The sequence below is a fragment of the Herminiimonas sp. KBW02 genome (genome assembly GCF_003852535.1).
Taxonomy (GTDB): Bacteria; Pseudomonadota; Gammaproteobacteria; order Burkholderiales; family Burkholderiaceae_D; genus Oxalicibacterium.
This window is the reverse complement of record NZ_QAJP01000008.1, coordinates 44,740-65,067: the sequence shown is the minus strand read 5'-3', so window position 1 is coordinate 65,067 and position 20,328 is coordinate 44,740. Positions and strand designations below refer to the sequence as shown.

16 protein-coding genes are annotated in these 20,328 nt (G+C 54.3%); 12 read left to right on the top strand and 4 right to left on the bottom strand.

Annotation, left to right across the window (positions count from 1 at the left end):
* The first annotated feature begins 54 nt into the window (after window positions 1–54).
* The 11 genes from DBR37_RS13565 (at window position 55) to DBR37_RS13515 (ending at window position 13,369) form a co-directional block, all read left to right on the top strand.
* The gene (locus tag DBR37_RS13565; RefSeq protein ID WP_124575026.1) at window positions 55–1,080 is read left to right on the top strand and encodes an XdhC family protein; all 1,026 of its coding nucleotides are present in this window, start codon (window positions 55–57) and stop codon (window positions 1,078–1,080) included.
* On the top strand, window positions 1,077–1,664 hold the full coding sequence (locus DBR37_RS13560) for a UbiX family flavin prenyltransferase (protein ID WP_199739122.1): 588 nt from the start codon (window positions 1,077–1,079) through the stop codon (window positions 1,662–1,664). The genes DBR37_RS13565 and DBR37_RS13560 overlap by 4 nt, the downstream gene beginning before the upstream one ends.
* Before the next feature lie 552 nt (window positions 1,665–2,216).
* Window positions 2,217–3,329, top strand: a complete 1,113-nt coding sequence (locus DBR37_RS13555) for a GTP-binding protein (protein ID WP_124575024.1) — start codon at window positions 2,217–2,219, stop codon at window positions 3,327–3,329.
* Window positions 3,330–3,394: 65 nt separating this feature from the next.
* Window positions 3,395–4,969 (top strand): ABC transporter ATP-binding protein, encoded by a 1,575-nt coding sequence (locus DBR37_RS13550; RefSeq protein WP_199739121.1) that lies wholly within the window; start codon window positions 3,395–3,397, stop codon window positions 4,967–4,969.
* Window positions 4,962–6,053, top strand: coding sequence for an ABC transporter permease (locus DBR37_RS13545; protein ID WP_124575023.1), 1,092 nt, complete (start codon window positions 4,962–4,964; stop codon window positions 6,051–6,053). The genes DBR37_RS13550 and DBR37_RS13545 overlap by 8 nt, the downstream gene beginning before the upstream one ends.
* Window positions 6,038–6,970 carry an ABC transporter permease gene (locus DBR37_RS13540; protein WP_124575022.1) on the top strand — a complete coding sequence of 311 codons (933 nt, stop codon included), beginning with the start codon at window positions 6,038–6,040 and terminating at the stop codon, window positions 6,968–6,970. The genes DBR37_RS13545 and DBR37_RS13540 overlap by 16 nt, the downstream gene beginning before the upstream one ends.
* Window positions 6,971–7,043: 73 nt before the next feature.
* The gene (locus DBR37_RS13535) at window positions 7,044–8,129 is read left to right on the top strand and encodes a BMP family ABC transporter substrate-binding protein (RefSeq protein ID WP_124575021.1); all 1,086 of its coding nucleotides are present in this window, start codon (window positions 7,044–7,046) and stop codon (window positions 8,127–8,129) included.
* A gap of 133 nt (window positions 8,130–8,262) precedes the next feature.
* Window positions 8,263–9,681, top strand: coding sequence for an amidohydrolase family protein (locus tag DBR37_RS13530; RefSeq protein ID WP_124575020.1), 1,419 nt, complete (start codon window positions 8,263–8,265; stop codon window positions 9,679–9,681).
* Between the two features lie 315 nt (window positions 9,682–9,996).
* On the top strand, window positions 9,997–10,911 hold the full coding sequence (locus DBR37_RS13525) for an amidohydrolase family protein (protein WP_124575019.1): 915 nt from the start codon (window positions 9,997–9,999) through the stop codon (window positions 10,909–10,911).
* A gap of 60 nt (window positions 10,912–10,971) precedes the next feature.
* A complete protein-coding gene (locus tag DBR37_RS13520) occupies window positions 10,972–11,886 on the top strand; it encodes an amidohydrolase family protein (protein WP_124575018.1) in 915 nt (304 codons plus the stop codon).
* A 97-nt stretch (window positions 11,887–11,983) separates the two neighbouring features.
* The gene (locus tag DBR37_RS13515) at window positions 11,984–13,369 is read left to right on the top strand and encodes a UbiD family decarboxylase (protein WP_124575017.1); all 1,386 of its coding nucleotides are present in this window, start codon (window positions 11,984–11,986) and stop codon (window positions 13,367–13,369) included.
* A 76-nt stretch (window positions 13,370–13,445) separates the two neighbouring features.
* Here the strand turns inward: DBR37_RS13515 and DBR37_RS13510 are convergent, their stop codons facing one another.
* Genes DBR37_RS13510 through DBR37_RS13500 form a run of 3 tightly spaced genes read right to left on the bottom strand, consistent with a single transcriptional unit; the run spans window position 13,446 to window position 17,103 of the window.
* Window positions 13,446–15,764, bottom strand: a complete 2,319-nt coding sequence (locus DBR37_RS13510) for a xanthine dehydrogenase family protein molybdopterin-binding subunit (RefSeq protein WP_124575016.1) — start codon at window positions 15,762–15,764, stop codon at window positions 13,446–13,448.
* Window positions 15,761–16,249, bottom strand: coding sequence for a (2Fe-2S)-binding protein (locus DBR37_RS13505; protein WP_124575015.1), 489 nt, complete (start codon window positions 16,247–16,249; stop codon window positions 15,761–15,763). Before DBR37_RS13505 ends, DBR37_RS13510 begins: the two co-directional genes overlap by 4 nt.
* Window positions 16,246–17,103, bottom strand: coding sequence for a xanthine dehydrogenase family protein subunit M (locus DBR37_RS13500; RefSeq protein ID WP_124575014.1), 858 nt, complete (start codon window positions 17,101–17,103; stop codon window positions 16,246–16,248). Before DBR37_RS13500 ends, DBR37_RS13505 begins: the two co-directional genes overlap by 4 nt.
* Window positions 17,104–17,344: 241 nt before the next feature.
* Between DBR37_RS13500 and DBR37_RS13495 the strand changes: the two genes are divergently transcribed.
* Window positions 17,345–18,256: a LysR family transcriptional regulator gene (locus DBR37_RS13495; RefSeq protein WP_370454257.1), complete on the top strand. Its 912-nt coding sequence runs from the start codon at window positions 17,345–17,347 to the stop codon at window positions 18,254–18,256.
* Between the two features lie 153 nt (window positions 18,257–18,409).
* Here DBR37_RS13495 and DBR37_RS13490 read toward each other — a convergent pair whose 3' ends face one another.
* Window positions 18,410–20,155, bottom strand: a complete 1,746-nt coding sequence (locus DBR37_RS13490) for an amidohydrolase (protein WP_124575012.1) — start codon at window positions 20,153–20,155, stop codon at window positions 18,410–18,412.
* Window positions 20,156–20,328: the final 173 nt, after the last annotated feature.

The following is a 20,328-nucleotide window of genomic DNA, read 5'->3' as shown; positions in this document are numbered from 1 at the left end:
GCAACTGCAATAAATGGAATTTCCCATAGCAGACAGTTTTCATGGCGAGGCAATATGGATAGCATCAATCTCGAGGTCTTAAAAGCCTGTGCAGCATGGATCGCTGCCGGGCGTCGGTGTGAATTGGTGACTGTGATCAAAACCTGGGGCTCCAGTCCGCGCCCGGAAGGGGCGATGCTGTCGATCTGTGAGGATGGCACGGTAATCGGTTCGGTATCAGGTGGTTGCATAGAGGATGATTTGATAGCGCGTGTACGTGAACACGGAATTACACGCACACGTCCGGAAATCATTACCTATGGCATCAGTGCCGACGAAGCACATCGTTTTGGTTTGCCATGCGGCGGCACGATACAACTGGCGATAGAACCATTGTCGAAAGAGAGTGGTATCGCCGAGTTGCTGCAGAGTTTGCAACGGAATGAACTGGTCGCACGCAGACTGGATTTGATGGCCGGCACAGCTACCTTGGGACCTGCTGCCAGCGGCATGAGCATGCAAGTCTCTGAGGCTGCGATGACGACGATACACGGTCCGCGCTGGCGTCTGTTGATCATCGGGGCCGGACAGTTGTCGAGCTTCCTGGCGCAGATTGCGACCGGTATGGATTACCACGTGACGGTGTGTGACCCGCGTGAAGAATATCGCGAAGCCTGGTCACTGGATGGTGTTGAAGTCGTACATGAAATGCCGGATGACTTTGTAAACGCAAGGAAGCTGGATCGTCACACTGCATTGATAGCGCTCACGCACGATCCGAAACTGGATGACCTGGCTTTGATGGAAGCTTTGCAGTCGGATGCCTTCTATGTCGGCGCGATAGGTTCGCGCCTGAACAATGCAAAACGTCGGGAGCGACTCAAGCTGTTTGACGTCAATGATGCGCAGTTGAGCAAATTGCATGGACCGATAGGGATGTACATCGGTAGCAAGACGCCAGCGGAAATCGCCATTTCCATTCTGGCTGAGATGACAGCTGTCAAAAACGGTGTGCCCTTGCTGGAAGAAGCACGGATCGAGCACGCGAAGTGTGCATTGCATCAGCAGCAATCGTTGAATTTTTGTGAGAGTACATCATGACGAAGCGTCTGGTGATCGCGATTACGGGCGCGAGCGGTGCCATCTATGGCGTCAGGATGCTGCAGGTACTGGCGCAAGCTACCGATTGGGAAAGTCACCTGGTGATTTCTGCGTCCGGCGTGATGACTGCGGTGCATGAGATGGCAATGGATAAGGCGGAGATAGAAGGGCTGGCCGACGTCGTACACAATGTACGCGATATCGGTGCCTCGATAGCCAGTGGCTCATTCCAGTGCGATGGCATGGTGATCGCTCCCTGTTCGATGCGTACGCTGGCTGCCGTGGCGCATGGTTTGTCCGATAACCTGATCACGCGCGCGGCGGACGTTATGTTGAAGGAGCGCCGCCGACTGGTATTGATGGCACGCGAGACGCCGCTTAATCTCGCCCATCTGCGGAATATGGTTGCGGCCACCGAGCTGGGCGCCATCATCGCACCGCCGGTACCGGCTTTTTACAATCAGCCGGCAGACATCGACGATATCGTGAACCATACGGTCGGTCGTATTCTGGATTTGTTTGGTATCGAGCACGCCGGCTTATTGCAGCGCTGGCAAGGCTTGAAAAAAAATATTGAGATGTAGCTTATCTCTACGGGAGTTTTCTGGAGTGTGCGGGATTTTATGGTTGACACGCACATGAATAGAAAATATAACTAGCCGCATGAGTGGGTATAAGCGATCAGCTGTGCATCCATAGACGCAATGTTATGGGTGTGAAGCGGGAGATTGCTCACTGTGTACATGTCGCCCCGGTTTAACCGGGCGACGACAGTGATGTGAGTTCTCTTTGCGGAGGCTGTGATGCACCACTCGTTCTTTAGTCGTTTCTTCATTTTTGCCCGGCTCGTTTCTATCGCGTCGACGATTGCACGATACGTCGGGCGACATGCCATGCATCACGCTGTCGCCGCCGCCGAAATTTCTGCGCCCGGGTCAACTGCATATTTCTATTTCCAACATGACTTTCCGCTGGCAGCGCCAGAGCAACGGATGTTGGAAGGGCGATGTTCAGCTTCTACACCCACATCCTGATTTAGTCCTCAACCTTAGTGCCAGACATGCAAACGGTATTCGGACAGAAGCCATCTGTGTGTCTCGTCTCGATTGCAGTATCCCAACCTCATCGGAGCAGATATGAACCAGGCAGCGATCATCAAGAACAATGAGCAGGCAGTTGTGCCGCAGGTACCCGTCACTATATTGACCGGCTTTCTCGGCGCGGGGAAGACGACATTACTGAATTACATCCTGACCGAGAAGCATGGACATCGGATTGCCGTGATCGAAAATGAGTTCGGTGAGGTCGATGTCGATTCGGATCTGGTCATGACCTCTGACGAAGAAATCTTTCAAATGACGAATGGCTGTATTTGCTGTGTGATCGATGTGCGTACCGATCTGGTGCGGATACTGCAGCAGTTGTTGGCACGCAGCGAGCAGTTCGATCACATACTGGTCGAGACCAGTGGACTGGCCGATCCGACACCAGTTGCCGCGACCTTCTTCATGGATAACGAAGTGGCACGCCAGGTTAATCTGGACGGCATCGTGACTCTGGTGGATGCCGTGCATATAGAGGGGCACCTCGACGATCCGCAGTTACGCAACTTCGATAACCAGGCATTGGATCAAATCGTCGCGGCCGATCGCATCATCATCAATAAAGCGGATCTGGTTGATGCTGCAGCTATCAGCAATCTGCGCAAACGTATGCGCAGTCTGAATTCCGGCGCGCAGATACTGGACTCCAGTCACGCGCAGGTGGACCTCACGAAAATCCTCGGCATCGGCGGCTTCGCAACTTCATCTGTCATGGCGACTGATCCGCATTTCCTGGATGACGATATGCATGAACATGTCTGTGACGATACATGTACTGAACATACGCATCACCATGCGCATGCAGATGATGGCCATATGCATGACCCTTCGGTCTCTTCGATTTCTTTTGTCATTGATGCGCCATTTGATGTGCAGGCCTTGCATGTCTATCTGACGGAACTGCTGGCTGTGCATGGTGACGACATCTTCCGTTTGAAAGGCATTCTGTCCATCGCTGGTGATGACAGGCGTTACGTCTTGCAGGCAGTGCATCGCATTATGGAGTTGCGTCCTGCGGATGCCTGGGACGACGCTGCGCGTTCCAGCAAATTTGTATTTATAGGTCGCAAGCTGGACGAGCTTGAGTCTGGATTGGAGGCAGGGTTGCTGGCCTGTATCGATATGGAGGAGGTCGGCGAGGGATAAGCGCAAGGAGCGAATTCAGAACTTACGGAGATAGGTGACGAAACGGTGCTGTGAAGGAGACGAGGATGAATGAGCAGACTATGATGCCGCGACTTAGGTTGCAGGGCATTTCCAAGGTATATCCATCGGTTGTTGCTAACGATGGCATAGATTTGAGCGTCATGCCGGGCGAGATACACGCGATCCTGGGTGAGAACGGAGCTGGCAAATCGACGCTGATGAAAATCATTTATGGCGTGACCCATCAGACATCCGGCGAGATGTACTGGGAAGGCAATCAGGTACAGGTCGAAAGCCCTGCACATGCGCGGCAGCTGGGCATAGGCATGGTATTCCAGCATTTTTCCTTGTTCGATACCCTGACCGTGGTCGAGAACGTCGCCTTGTCACTGCCCGGCAAACCGGATCTGCAATATCTGGCGCGACGTATCGAAAAAATATCCGAGCGCTATGGCCTGGTGGTTGATCCCATGAGGCAGACCCATGGTTTGTCGGTGGGAGAACGGCAACGGGTAGAAATCATACGTTGCCTGCTGCAGAACCCCAGCCTGCTGATCATGGATGAACCGACTTCGGTCCTGACGCCGCAGGCAGTGCATAAACTCTTCGATACCTTGCGCCAGCTGTCCAGCGATGGCTGCAGCATTTTGTATATCAGTCACAAGCTGGATGAAATCCAGGAGCTGTGCCATACGGCTACCGTGCTGCGTGGTGGCAAGGTCAGCGGCACTTGCCTGCCGCAGCAGGAAACGCCGGAATCCATGGCGCGCCTGATGATAGGCAAGGATCTGCCGGTCTGCAAACGTGGTGCACCCAGTGGTGGTGGCAAGTTGCGTCTGCGTGTAGAAAGTTTATCGCAAACGTCGGATGATCCTTTTGGTATTGACCTGAAAGACATACATCTGGAAGTCAGATCGGGTGAAATTCTTGGTATTGCCGGTGTATCGGGCAATGGCCAACAGGAGTTGCTCTATGCACTTTCCGGTGAGCAGCCTCTGGCGCAACAATCACAGATCGAGATTTGCGGTGTGGCGGCAGGGCGTATGAATCCTGACCAGCGCCGGACGCTCGGCATGTGCTTTGTGCCGGAAGAGCGGCTGGGCCGCGGCGCGGTCCCGCGCATGTCGCTGGCGCAGAACGCTTTGCTGACTGCATATGGCACGGGCATGGTACAGAAGGGCCTGATTCACTTTGCATCGGTGCAGGATTTTGCAGAGCGTTGCATCGCCCGTTTCAAAGTCAAATGCGGCGGTGCAAATGCTCAGGCGCGTTCCTTGTCCGGCGGTAATTTGCAGAAGTTCATCGTCGGTCGCGAGATCATGCAGCAACCCAAGCTTTTGGTAATCGCGCAGCCGACCTGGGGCGTGGATGTAGGGGCTGCGGTTTTTATACGCCAGGCTTTGCTCGACCTGCGGGATGCCGGCGGCGCAGTATTGGTGATCTCGGAAGAACTTAGTGAGTTGTTTGAAATCAGTGACCGCATCGCAGTGATCGCGGGCGGGCGGCTTTCAGCTGCGACACCGACTTGCGACACCAACGTCGAGGAAATCGGCATGCTCATGGGCGGACGCTGGAACAACTCCGTCACTACGGATAGTCCGGCGCCAGAACTGAGCGCGATGGAGGTTCGTTATGCTTAGACTGGAAGCGCGGCCGGAAGCGTCCCGGCGCATGCGCTATCTGTCGCCTTTGCTGGCGCTGGCTCTGACGTTGACAGGCAGCCTGATTTTATTTCTTGCACTCGGCAAAGATCCGCTCACCAGTTTCAGGATTTTCTTTTTGAATCCGGTGCGCGATTTGAATGCGGTGTCCGAGCTCTTCCTGAAAGCCACGCCCTTGATGCTGATTGCGGTGGGGCTGGCTGTCGGGTATCGCGCAAATGTCTGGAACATAGGTGCGGAAGGCCAGTTTCTGCTGGGGGCAATTGCGGCGACTGGCGTCGCTTTGTATTTCCAGCACAGTAGCAGCCTGTGGATATTGCCATTGATGGTATTGGCCGGTGCAATCGGTGGTGGCCTGTGGGCGGCGATTCCAGCGTTCCTGCGGACCCGTTTCCATGCGAATGAAATCCTGGTCACACTCATGCTGGTCTATGTCGCGCAGTTTCTGTCTTCGTGGCTAATCCATGGGCCGTGGAAAGATCCGCAAGGTTTCAACTTCCCACAAACCATTACCTTTTCCGATTCGGCCTTGTTGCCCCTGCTGATAGAAGGGAGTCGGCTGAACCTGGCTTTCCTGCTGGCGCTGGCGACGCTGGCTGTGGCCTATGTATTCCTCGAGCGCAGCTTTCTTGGTTATCAGATGCAGGTATCCGGACAAGCCGATGCCGCTGCCCGTTATGCCGGTTACTCGGCATCGCGTGCAATCTGGATAGGCTTGCTGGCTGGCGGTGCGATGGCCGGGTTCGCGGGAATGACAGAAGTGGCCGGACCGATGGGGCAACTGACTGAATCCATTTCCAGTGGCTATGGTTTCGCGGCCATCATCGTCGCCTTTGTCGGACGTCTGCATCCGGTCGGAATTTGTCTTGCCAGCTTGCTGATGGCTCTCTTGTATCTGGGTGGCGAGCAGGCGCAGCAATTCATCGATTTGCCTTCTTCTATTTCCAAAGTGTTTCAGGGCATGTTGCTGTTCTTCCTGCTTGCTTCGGATTTATTCATTGCTTATCGCCTGCGTTTAGACGGCGCCGCTACCTGGAGGAAGTTGCTATGGAAAGCTACCTGATCACGTCGATTATTGCCGCCACGCTGGCTGCTGGTACGCCATTGATCATCGTCGCCCTGGGTGAACTGGTGACGGAGAAAGCAGGAGTACTCAACCTGGGGGCCGAAGGCATGATGTCGGTCGGTGCGGTGACGGCGTTCGCAGTCGGATTCTCCGGCGCCAGTCCGCTGGTTTCAGTGTTGGCGGGGATGGTGGCAGGTTGCGCGATGTCACTGATCTTCGGTTTTCTGACCCTGACCATGATGGCAAACCAGGTTGCATCCGGCCTGGCACTGGCGATCTTCGGTGTCGGCTTGTCCGCTTTCATGGGGCGACCTTTTGAAGCAGCGCCGTTGCCGGCGATAGCACCTATCCCTGTTCCGGTACTTGCTGATATTCCGTTTATCGGTCCGGCATTTTTTAATCAGCAATCACTGGTGTATTTCTCGTGGCTGCTAATGGCAGCAGTGATCTGGTTTCTCTACCGCAGCCGCTGGGGCCTGGTACTGCGTGCGGTCGGGGAGTCGCCGTCGGCTGCACATTCCGTCGGCTATCGCGTGATTTTGCTGCGTTATATGGCAGTGGCGTTTGGCGGCGCGATGGCCGGCATAGGCGGTGCTTTCCTGTCTGTGTATTACACCCCTTTGTGGAATGAAGGCATGGTGGCCGGCCGAGGCTGGATTGCATTGGCTCTGGTGGTCTTTGCCACCTGGCGTCCTTTGCGTGTAGTGGTCGGTGCTTATCTGTTCGGCGGCGTCATGATCCTGCAATTATTTGTGCAAGGTATAGGCGTGAATATCAATGTCCCGGCGCAACTACTGTCTTCCTTACCGTATATGGCGACCATCGTGGTGTTGGTGTTGATCTCGCGCAATGTACAAACCATACGCCTCAATGCGCCATTTTCTCTGGGCCAGCCGTTCCGGCCCGATGCCTGAGTACATATTTTTGCTACTCACTTTTTGCCTGATAAAAATTAGTTTAAAAAATTAATACAAAAGGAGACTCACCATGTCATACGATTTTCGTCACTTGCAGCGCGTACTTGTCGGCCTGTTTGCCGGTTTGGGTTTTGTTGCATCAGCACAGGCGGCGCCACTTAAAACCTGCTTTCTTTACGCCACGCCGATCGGTGAAAGCGGTTGGGCGTACCAGCATGAACTGGGCCGCAAGGAACTGGTCGCTGCGATGGGTAATAAAATCACGACCAAGTATGTAGAGAATGTGCATGGTGGTCCGGATGCCGAGCGCGTGATACGCAACTTCGTACAGGAAGGTTGTGAGCTGATTTTCACGCCTTCATTCGGCTTCATGGAACCGACGCTCAAGGTGGCGCGTCAGGCACCGAAAGTCACTTTTATGCAAGGCACCGGTTACAAGACCGCTGCCAACGTCGGTACTTATAACGCGCGCTATTACGAAGGCCGATATCTGGAAGGCGTGCTGGCTGGCAAAATGAGCAAGAAGGGCGTGGCCGGATATGTCGGGGCTTTTCCTATCCCTGAAGTATTGCAGGGGTTAAATGCATTTACGCTGGGCATGCGCAGCGTCAATCCGCAGGCGCAGGTCAAACTGATCTGGGTCAACTCCTGGTATGACCCGGGCAAGGAACGGGATGCCGCCAACACATTGATCAAACTGGGTGTCGACATCCTGGCCTATGCGCCATCGGGCATCGCGATCGTCACGATGGCGGAAGGACAGGGCGTGTACACGCTCGGCTATTACTCGGATATGTCCAAGTTCGGTCCGAAAACAAATCTGACTTCTGTCGTTCACACCTGGGGTAACTATTACATTAAGGAAGTAGAGGAGGTGCTGGCGGGGCGCTGGAAGTCCAAGCAAGTACTTGGCGGGCTGCGTGAAGGCATGATCAAAATGGCGCCTCTCAATGCCGCCGTACCTGCTGATGTGCGTGAAAAAATGGCCGCTGATGAGAAAGCCATCATCGATGGTCAGCTGCATCCGTTTGCCGGTCCCATTTACGATCAAAGCGGCAAAGAACGCGTCGCTGCCGGGAAATTCCTGAGCGATGATGAAATGAATAATATGAACTATCTGGTCAGAGGTATAGACGGCAGCATGCCACAGAAATAATCTGACGCAGACGCCGGGTAATTCTGGTCTTTAAGGTTATCGGCATACGGTTAGTGAACATCGTGTTGTTGCATCGCCGATGTTCTCTGACTGGCCGCTTATGCAGCACGCTTATAAAGAAAGCATTCCGCACATGACGAACAAAGTATTCATCAGGAACGCGCATGCCATCCTCACTGGCAAGTCCGGTGTAGATGCGCGTAGCAAGGCCAGCGATATACGTATCGAGCAGGGTGTTATTACCGAAATGGGAAATGACCTGACGCCGCAAGGCGGCGAACGGGTGCTGGATGCACGGGATTGCGTGATTTATCCGGGTTGGGTCAATACCCATCATCATTTGTTTCAAACGTTGCTGAAAGGTGTGCCGAACGGCATCAATCAGACGCTCAGCCCGTGGCTGCAGTCCGTACCTTATCTGTATCGGCATTCGTTCAATGAAGAGCGTCTGCGTCTGGCGGCGCGCATAGGCATGATAGAGCTGATGTTGTCGGGTTGTACCACGATAGCCGACCATCACTACATTTACACGCCGGGGATGTCTTATGACCCGTCTGCTGTGCTGTTCGAAGAGGCAGAGGCCCTGGGCGTGCGCTTCATGTTGCTGCGCGGTGGTGCGACGGTCACACGCAAGCTGGAAACGAATGCAAGTAATCAGGCGCAGCCGGAGACACTGGACGGCATGCTGGCCGATGTCGAGAGAACGGCTGCGCGTTTCCATCAAAACGGACCGCGGCCGCGTACCCGCGTGGCGATGGCGCCGACCACCGCCACCGTCTCCGTACAGGCAGACGATTTGAAGTACATCGCGCGCATCGCACGTGGCATGGGGATACCGATGCATACGCACATGTCGGAATCGGTTTCCTACATGGAGTATTGCCGCGAAAAATTTGGCTGCCTGCCGATAGAATTCCTGGCCGAACATGAATGGCTAGGCCCCGACGTGTCGCTGGCGCACCTGACGCATTTAACCGATACCGAAATGCAGATACTGGGCAAATCCGGCACCGGCATGGCGCACTGTCCGCAGAGTAATGCGCGTCTGGCGGATGGTATTGCAAATGCCCCCATGCTGGAAAAACTGGGCGCGCAGGTGACGCTGGGCGTGGACGGCGCGGCCTCGAATGAAGCGGCCGATATGCTCAGTGAAGTGCATTTTTGCTGGCTGGTGCACCGGGCTAAAGCAGGTGCCGCAACCCGACCGCGTCCTGATGGCGCAGGCGAGGCCGGAGCGGATAGCGTCACCGCCGAGCAGGTCGTGCGATGGGCGACGGCGAACGGTGCAAAGATGCTGGGCTTCGAAGGCGTGGGTACATTGGAAGTAGGGCAGGCCGCTGATCTGGCGGTGTATGACCTTGATGCGCCGCGCTATTTCGGTTTGCATGATATGGCGATAGGTCCGGTCGCCAGCGGTGGCCGGCCACGTTTGAAATGGTTGCTGGCTGACGGTGCGATAGTGGTTGAGGATGACGCGATTCCAGGACTGGATATGGCTGCCTTGCGTGCCGAGGCGCGTGCCGATGTTTTACGTTTGATCAGGGACGTCTGAACCGCCTGTGATTTATGTGCAGATAGAAATGATCTAGCTGCATTCCCGATATATCAAACGGTTTTTCCATTTCGTCTTGACAGGCCAAGTTGGCGAAATGTATAACTTGAAGCAGTAAGTGGGTATAAGCGTTCAATTGAACATCGCGCGGTGCAATGCCGCAATGGTTCGATAGGAGATTGCTCACTGGCGGAGTACTCGTCAGTGGGTTTTTTCTTATGCAGGTCGCCCCCTGACAGTCCTCCAGAAAGCAGAGCGTAAATCTCGATATGAGACTTGCGTAATCCTAACCTGATGTACTGTGAGGAGATCCACATGATAGTCGACACCAGTTGTTACCCCACTAATCTAGTCGATCTTGCCTGGCGCCATGACGGTGAACCTTTCACTGGCGAACGGCTGATCAAAATGATGGATGGCCCTTTTACGATCAACGGCAAGCCACGCCGTATCGATAAGGCCTTCATACAACCACCGCAAGGCAACACGATTTATACCTGGACCGACGGCGACCTCAATGGCCGTGAATCCATCGACGCCTACATGGCTTATACCGTCGAGATGGTGAAAAAATACCCTGATCGCCTGATCGGCTGCTTCGTCTACAACCCGCGTTGCGGTGTTGAAAATGGCGTCGAAGCCATCGAGTATTACGCGAAAGAACTGGGCTTCAAGATGGTCCAGTTCCAGGCCAATATGCACGCCTATCGACCCGATCGCGCACTCGACTGGCTGCGACCTGCGTTGAAGAAATGTGCAGAGCTCGGCTTGCTGGTGAAGCTGCATACCGGCGACGGTCCATACAGCATCCCGACTGAATGGGTGCCGATGATCAAGGAATTCCCGACCGTGAATTTCATCATGGCGCACTTTGGTGTGCAGACCGGTGGCGTCTATTGCTTTGAACCATTCCAGATGGCGATGGACCTGCCTAACGTGTATTGCGAATCCGGCTGGTGCCTGCAGTCACGCATAGTGGAATTCACCAAGGTGCTGCCTAAACACAAAGTTCTGTTCGGTTCGGATACCCCGCCGAATGAGCCAGGCATGTGGTTGCGTTTGCTGGAAGTGCTGTGCTTCGAGCCGCCGCAAGGCCTGAACCTGGATGAGGATACGTTGGAAGACTACCTGGGCAACAACGTGGCCCGCATGATCGGTCTCGAAACCACTCCGCCACCACGCAATCTCGAAGAGGCGCAATTGCGCCTGGCAGGCAGCAAGCACAAGTAAGCAGGCATTAATTGCCTCTCTTACTTGCGTGCTCCCCACACTTAATTCTGGAGTCTACAAATGATTATTGATACTCATCTGCACCCAACCAATCTGGTGGATGAAGCATGGCGTCACACCGGCGAACCATTCAATGGCGAGCGTATGCTTAAAATGATGGACGGACCTTACATGATCAACGGCAAACCACGCCGCATCGACATGGGTTTCATCCAGCCGCCACCAGGCAATACCGGCTATCGTGACGGCAACCGTCGTGGCCGTGACGGGATACGTGACTACATGGCTTACATCGCGGAGCTGTGCCAAAAATATCCTGACCGCTTCATCGGCAACTTCACCTTCAATCCGCGCTGGGGCCCTGAAGAAGGCGCGCTGGAGCTGGAGTTCCACGTCAAGGAATATGGCTTCAAGATGCTCAAGCTGCACGCCAATATGCACGGCTATCGCCCGGATCGTGCGCTGGACTGGCTGCGTCCTGCGATGAAAATGTGCGCGAAGTACAACATCGTTGTACTGATCCACACAGGGGACGGTCCTTACACCATCCCGACCCAGTTCTATCCGATCATCCGCGAGTTCCCTATGGTGAATTTCATCATCGGTCACTTCGGTATTCAGACCGGTGGTAACTATTCGTTCGAAGCATTCTGGATGGCGATGGATACGCCTAATGTGGTCTGCGAATCGGGCTGGTGCTTCCAGTCACGCATCGTGGAATTCGCCAAGCAATTGCCGCGCAACAAGATCGTATTCGGTACCGATACACCACCGAACGAACCTGGCATGTGGCTGCGTGAGCTGGAAGTGCTGTGCTCACCTGCACCGCAAGGCATGGGCCTGGATGAAGATGGCCTGGAAGACTATATGGGCAATAACATCGCACGCCTGATCGGCCTCAAGACGACGCCGCCGCCGCGCACGATGGAAGAAGCGCAAGCCCGCCTGACCGATACCTATGCCGGCGTGAAGTAAGCCTCATAGCGTATATGCGAAGCAAAAAGCTGGTGGGCGTGCAGCATCGTCCGCCAGCTTTATGTGCTGATGAGCCAACTGTAAAAGAGGACACGGCATGACACAAAAACACATTCCTGATTTCTCCAGAAGTCAGGATTTCCGCATCTTCCTGCGCGACTATCTGCAAGCTTATCCGGATGATGCCTTGACGATCAAGGAAGAGGTTAGTGCAGATCAGGACCCGACCTCCATCGTGTGGGAATTGGCGCGGCAGGGTAAGCATCCGCTGCTGGTATTTGATCAGGTACGCGACCTGGGGGCGAGGCTGGTGACGAATATGTTCGCTTCACGCGAGCGCGTAGCACGTATGCTGGGCGTGGAAGTGCAACATCTGCACGAAGAATACCAGGCTCGTGCACGACGTCTGGTAGCACCAAATGTGGTTGCGACCGGGCCGATCATGGATGCGGTGCAGCACAGTAATTTCGATCTCCATACACTGCCCATCATCAAGCACTTCGCTACCGATAGAGGACCATACATTACGAATGCGGTGATCGTGGCCGAACATCCGGACACCGGTGTTGGCAATATGAGCTATCACCGTTCCACTTTGCATTCAGCTACCGAAATTGCGACCAGCTTGCATTCACGCGGACACTTGTGGCGTTTGCTGCAAATTGCGATTGAACGTAAGCAACCGTTGCGGATTGCTATGGTGATAGGGGCGCATCCCTTGTTCATGCTGGCAGGTGCCGCACGTTTGCCGTTTGGTGTAGACGAACGTCATGTCGCGGGTGGCTTGTTCGGCGCACCGCTGGATGTGGTGCGTACGCCCAAGTACGGGATAGCAGTACCGGCATCGGCTGAGATCGTGCTGGAAGGTGTGATCGATCCGGAAGCGCGCGTGGATGAAGGGCCGTTTGGAGAATTTACTGGATACTCGTCGGACAGATCGACCAACAATCTGTTCAAGGTCGAAACGGTATTACGCCGACACGATACCATCCTGGTTGATGTGGTCGGTGGTAACTCGGCCGAGCATTTGAATCTGGGTCGCATACCGCGTGAATCGGAGATGGTGGAAAAACTGCGTGAACGTTTCCCCAGTGTCACTGCGGTTCATTATCCGAGTTCCGGTACACACTTCCATGCTTACGTCGCACTTAAGCAAATGCGACAGGGCGAGGCACGTCAGGTGATGCTGGGTCTGCTGGGCTGGGATCCTTATCTGAAAACTGTAGTGGCGGTCGATGAAGACGTCGACATCACACGCGATGAGGAAGTGCTGTGGGCGATCGCGACACATTTGCAACCGCATCAGGATGTGGTGATCGTCGATGGCTTGCCGGGGAGTGCGCTTGATCCTTCAGCTTCCGGCGTCGGCACTACTTCGCGCATGGGACTGGATGCGACGCGTGGGCCGAAGTTTGATGGCATACGTGCGGAGATATCGCCTGATTCGATTGCGCGGGCGCAGCAGATATTGGCGCCACTCTGAGCGCAGCAATATGAACGTAGTAAAAAGGCCGGACTAGTATTGCTAGTCCGGCCTTTTAGTTTCTGCTGTACCAGTTTTACGCTTGTTGCTCCAGCGCTTCCTGTTCGGTTTGCTCCGACGCGTCCTGTTCTGCTTTCTGCTTCAAAGCCAGCAACACTTGTTCCGGTTTGATCGGATAGTGATGGAAACGCACACCGATGGCGTCATACACCGCGTTCGCGATCGCCGGGCCTATCGCCACGATAGGATCCTCACCTACACCTTTCGCACCGAAGGGCCCACCTGGATCAGGTGCGCTCTCGAGGATGAGTGTGTGGATAGGAGGCATATCCATCGATAGCGGCATTTTGTAATCGACGAAGTTCGCATTCAGTGAACGTCCGGTCTGCATGTCTATCTGATAGTCCTCGTACAGCGTATGTCCTATGCCTTGCTGTATGCCACCTTCGATCTGGCCGGCTGCGCCAACCGGGTGTATGACTTTGCCGATTTCATGCACGGGTATGACCTGAGCCACGGTGATGTAGCCGGTTTCAATATCTACGTTCACTTCGACAAAGTGGGCGGCAAACGAATACGACTTGGTCGGATGATAGGTGGCGCTGCCTACCAGTTGCGCTGCCGGTATGCCTTTCTTGGCGCTGACGGCTTCGCTTACGCTGATGCCTGCTGCATTGCCGTCGCGGATAGTGATGCGGCCCTGGTCAACCAGCAGATTGTCAGCAGCTGTTTCGAGCTGTTTGGCGGCGCGTTCCAATAGTTGAGTTTTGACATTGGCGGCCGCCATTTGCGCAGCGCGGCCACCCATGAAGGTAGTGTGGCTGGCGAAAGCACCGATGTCCCATGGCACCACATCGGTATCGCCGTGCACCACCGACACCGCATCGAACTGCACACCGAGTTCTGCAGCCACGATTTGTGCCAGTGCGGTATGCGCACCGGTACCGAGGCCTGCGGTGCCGGTCAGCAAGACCACGGAACCATCTTCGTTCATTTTGACGATGGCATTGCCTTGCTCCTTGATGCCAGGATAAGCGCTGCTGCCATGCATCTCGCAACCTATGCCCCAGCCGTTGCGCATAGGTCCGCTGAGGTCACGTTTGCGCTTGCGCAGCTGGTCCCAGCCGGTCACTTCACGACCTTTGCTAATGCAATCCTCGAGGCCATGACCGATGAGCGGGTGGTTGGACGGCGCGATGTCGCCTTCACGTACTGCGTTCTTCAGCTTGAGTTGCAGCGGGTCCATGCCCAGACGTTCTGCCGCTTCATCCATTTGGATGTCGAGCGCGTAATAGGTCTGCACCACGCCATAGCCACGGAACGCACCAGCGATCGGGCTGTTGGTGTAGACGCAGCGGCCTTCCAGATGGATGTTTTCGCAGCGATACAGTGACAGCAGTGCCGAGGTGCCGACGATGGTGACGCCAGGTCCGTGTGAACCATAGGCACCGGAATTGAAAACCACGCGTGCTTGTCGTGCTGTGATGGTGCCGTCTTTTTTAAAGCCTTGTTTGAGCCACACTTTAGCTGGATGCCGCGAGCGTCCGCCGAGGAAGGTTTCTTCACGACTGTATTCCATGCGCACTGGTCGCCGCGTTTCCTTGGCCAGTAATGCGCACAGGAATTCATGCTGGAATAAATCCTGTTTCGCACCAAAGCCGCCCCCCATGTGATCGACCAGTACACGTACTTTGTGCAAAGGCAGGCCCATCACTTCAGCCATGATGCCGCGCACCATGAAGGCTGTCTGGGTCGAGATCCAGACCGTCAGGTTGCCATTGCCATCCCACTGGCAGGTACAGACATTCGGTTCCATGTAGGCAGGAGTGGGGCGGCCACCTTCGTATTCGCCTTCGATGATGATGTCTGCTTCGGCAAAGCCTGCTTCTATATCGCCGCGCGTGAACTGCACCGGATCGAGTACCAGATTGCCGCCGGGTTGACGGTCATGGATCAGCGGTGCATTCGGACGTTGCGCATCTTCGACGGTGAATACTGCAGGTAGTTCTTCGTATTCAACTTCGATCAGTGCTATCGCCTTCTCTGCAATTTCTTCGCTGATCGCTGCCACTACCGCGACACCTTCACCCCAATAGCGCACCTTGTTATCGAGTATGTACTGATCGCAAGTGACGGAGGCGGAACGCGGATGCGGTGAACCTGCGTGCAAGATGCGTGGCACGTTTTCATGTGTGAGGATGGCTTTGACGCCAGCCAGCTCAAGTGCCTTGCTGGTATCTATGCGCTTGATCTTCGCGTGCGCAATGTTGCAGCGTTTCATTTTGCCGTACAGCAGTCCAGGCATGCCCATGTCGGCGACGTATTTGGCATTACCCGTTACTTTAGCCAGCAAGTCTGTGCGTTTGACGCTCTGGCCTATGATGAGATCGCTCATGGAGCCTCCGTTTTTTGATGTTGCTGCGCTGCTGTCAGCTTGATTGCTTCAATAATTTTGGTATAGCCGGTGCAACGGCAGATATTCCCGGCGATCGCGAATTTGATTTCATCTTCAGTCGGTGTCGGATTTTCATCGAGCAGGGCTTTTGCCATGACGATAATGCCGGGAGTACAGAAGCCGCATTGGGCAGCGCCGCAGCGCATGAAGTTGTCCTGCAGCGGATGCACTTCATCGTATGAAGTCTGTATGCCTTCTATGGTCTGGATGTGACGATTGCGTACTTCGACCGCCAGCACCAGGCAAGAATTGACCGGCTTGCCATCCAGGATCACTGTGCATGAACCGCATTCACCGACGTCGCAACCTTTCTTGGTGCCGGTCAGTGCGCCTTCAGTACGCAATGCATCGAGCAGGGTGCGATTAGGTTCGACCGCCAGCTCGCATGCTTCGTCGTTGATGGTGACGGGAATGATTTGCTTCATGCTGCCTCCTTGATGGCTTGTTCTATTGCCCTGCGTGTGAGCACCTTCACCATTTGTTTGCGGTAGTCAGCGCTGCCGCGGATATTGCTGATAGGACGTGACTGATGCATGGCTGCTTCTGCCGCAGCGTTGATGGTCTGGGTATCCAGGTGCTGGTCGCGCAACAGGAGTTCTGCACTGGTCGCGCGTAGCGGCGTCGCTGCAACGGCTGCCAGTACGATGCGTATGTCGCGACAGATGCGACCGTCCATCGTCAGGCTCACCGCGACGCCGACGGTGGCGAGTTCCATCGCGATGCGGCGACCATGCTTGATATAGACCTTGCCGGTGTGCGGCAGCGGTGGCGGGATGACGAGATGGGTAACGATTTCATCGCTGGCCAACGCGGTCTGCCCGGGACCGGTTACGAATCCATCCAGTGCTACCTGGCGATAGCCAGCGGGGCCATAAATCTGCACGCTGGCACCGTCGGCAATCAGCGGCGCCAGCGTGTCTGCCGACGGCGACGCACGGCAGATATTGCCGACTACCGTCGCGCGGTTGCGCACCTGTATCGACGCGAAGTCGGTCACGGAACGACATAAGCTCGCATAGTGCTGCTGCACGACGGCGGATGTTTCGACGGCGCGGGTGGTAGTGAGTGCGCCTATGCGCAAACCGGTTTGCTCGTCGTAATCAAGCCCGCTCATGCCAGGGATTTTTTTGATGTTGATGACATGGTCGGGCTGACGCACATGTTCCTTTATCTGCACCAGCAGGTCTGTGCCACCTGCCAGCAAAGTACCCTTGCAGCTCTGCAGCAGCGTGACCGCGTCATCCAGTGAGGTTGGTTCGAAGTACGCAAAATCTCTCATCGGTTTTCCTTAAAGAGTCATGAATTGCTCACCATGCAGGCCCGGAGCCGTCGCAATGATGTCGCGGGGCAGGCTGTGAGTACGTTCGTTTATCCAGGAAGGAGAGAGCTGGTAGAGATGCTCTGTGTAGGCTTAAACAACCAAACTCGGTGCTTTCCCGGACGAATGAATAATCATTGTTTGCAACGTATCAGTAAATACATATAATCAAATTTATTAATCGTGTAAGGCTATGAATACTATGAGCAATAACAGCGTTTCCTTGCGCCAGTTACGCGCATTTATCGCGGTCGCTACCGAGCAGAGTTTTACCCGCGCGGCGGATAAGCTGGATCTGTCGCAGTCCTCCGTCAGCACGCTGGTGCATGAACTGGAAGCCAATCTTGGCTTGCGCCTGTTTGATCGCCATACCCGGCAGTTGCACATTACTCAGGCGGGTGCCGAGCTTTTACCCATGATGAAAAAAGCGGTATCGGATATCGATAGCGTGATCCTGAGTTCGAGCGAACTGAAGACCCTGGGGCGAGGACGTGTCTCGATCGCCGCCTCTTCGGTGCAGGCTGCGCTGGTCTTGCCGTACTACATCAAGCAATTCGCACTTGATTACCCGGATGTCAAAGTTGAGTTGCACGACGTGGCCGAACATCAGGTGACCAAGATGGTCTCTTCGGGTGAAGTGGATTTCGGTATCGGTACCGAATCCGTGAACCGTCCCGATCTGACTGCTTACCTGCTTTCGACTGATGCGTTTGTCGTCGTGATGCGCGCGGATCATGCGCTTGCGCATAAGCGTGTTTTACGCTGGCGCGATTTGACGGATGTGCCGGTAATCGGTCCACATGCAGGTAATCCAATTCGTGACCGGCTGGATCAGGCATTGGCGATAGAGGGGGTAACACTGTCGCGCTTGTACGAGGTTTACTTGCCGCTGACCATGGTGGGTATGGTCGAGGCCGGACTGGGGGTCGCGGTGATGAGTACTGCATTGACTAAACTGGCAACCGGATTGGGCCTGGTGATGCGCAATCTGGCGGACTTTGATGTCAGGCGTGAAGTGTCGCTGATCACGCACGCGGATCGTTCGTTATCGCCTACAGCACAACGTTTTCGCGACATCCTGATACGTAGCAGGTTTGAAGCTTTCCAGGATTGATTAATGCTGAGTATGGGTATCCTTGTTGCCATTAGTGCTTAAAGTAAAGTTGCCATCTAGCCGGATCTCAACGTTGTCAGGTTATCTTTAGACTTGCTTGAATGGCCGCTTTCGACGGCGGTTTCAACCGTCGAATGCAATTAAACGAACACTTTAATCTTGAGAGAAGATGGTCTTGCCTTCCTTGATCGTCTCTAGCACTTTAATGTCGCGGATAGTTGCAGGATCTACTTTCAATGGATTTTTATCCAAAATGACCAAGTCAGCCAACTTACCGACACTAATCGTTCCTTTGTTCTTTTCTTCAAAATACTGTCGTGATGCCCAGTCGGTGATGCTTTTCAATGCGATGTAAGGGCTGACCCGTTGATCCTCTCCAAGAACTGCACCGCTGCGGGTTGTTCTATTCACAGTGGTGTGAAGGATCATAATGCTGCTTGGTAACGCCACAGGCGCGTCGTGGTGCTCGGTGAACCACATCCCACGTTTCAGTGCAGACTGTGTTGGTGAGATACGAAATGCCCGATCCTTGCCGAGTGTTTCATCTCTATGCCAATCGCCCCAATAAAAGGTATGCATGGAAAAGAATGAAGGAATAATGCCGAGTTGTTTCATGCGATCAAGCTGATCTTCACGCACCGTTTGCGCATGAATCATGACCGTGCGACGGTCGCCTTTGCCATACGTCTTCTCGGCTTTGGCGACAGCGTTGATCAAGGCATCTGCGGCAGCATCGCCATTCGTATGAGCCAGGATTTGCCAATTGTGCTTGAACGCCTGGTTCACCAATAATTGCAAATCATCATTTTTGGGAATCGCTGGGTAACCTCGATAGTCGGCAGGCTGTCCAGCAGGAGCATGAACATATGGTTTGCTTAGCCACGCGGTTTTGCCTTGCGGAGAGCCATCAAGACTTAATTTGACACCGGCGACACGGAAGTGATTGCTATAGCTCTTTTTGGTGCCGGTTGCACTCATGAACGCCTGTTCCGCCTGAAGGTCAGGGTAAGCAGCGACATCGATCTTTAGCTTTCCTTCTTTGGCCAGTTTATTCCAGGTTTGAGTAATCTGTTTACTCGCGCGGCCTTCTTGAGCGGTAGTAAAGCCGAACTGCATGTAGTAGTCCACACCTGCAAGAGCAATTTTCTCACTTACATCCTGGTCGAATGAGCCCAATACCTTGAACATCGGGCCAAAAAATGCCATTTCCTCTAAAACACCGTCCGGTGTGCGTCCATCAGCTAAGCGTCGGATAACGCCGCCAGCTGGATTTGGGGATTCGGAAGTAATGCCGGCCATCTCCAGCGCCTTATGATTCATTGAGGCTAAATGACTGGATTGATGAATAACTACGACTGGGATGTCAGTCGATACCTGATCGAGGTCAGTCGCCGTTGGGTGTCTTTTCTCCGCAAGTTGGGAGTCATCGTAACCGAACCCGATAATCCAGCCGACCTTGTCGATGGCAACCTGATTTTTGCTTTGCCAGTCCTTGAGCAAAGAAACCAAAGTGGGAATATCGCTGCCCTTTCCGTCAGGTGGAGGAAGAAGGTTAGCGGATAATTTCTGGAATCCAGTCATCCAGGCATGGCCATGAGCATCGATAAATCCCGGCAATAAGGTTTTACCGGCAAGATCAACCACGCGCGTGCGCTCATCACGTAACTTTAAAGCAGCAGCCTTTGAGCCAACATTAATGATTTTTCCATTTTGAATGGCAACTGCTTCTGCATAGTGAGGGGTGTCGCCCGCCATAGTGAGAATGCTGCCGCCCAAGTAAATGGTTTCAGCGCGGGGAGAGGCGGTATTTTGGGAGTAAGCAAATGACGTGAATGCAGTCAATGCGGAGACAACGACACTTTCTAAAACTAACTTACACAGTTTTTTATCTCGCAGCATTATTGCCTCTCCGGTTATTTAGATTCGATATTTTAAATAAAGCCATCAGTCACGCATGTATTCCGCTCAAATGCAGATCATCGCTGACTGGCGCATTGATGAGTATCCCGTGAATATGGGGGGAAAGGGGTGAATGCCCGCTTTTGGTCGATAGCATACATTCAGCAAGGCTA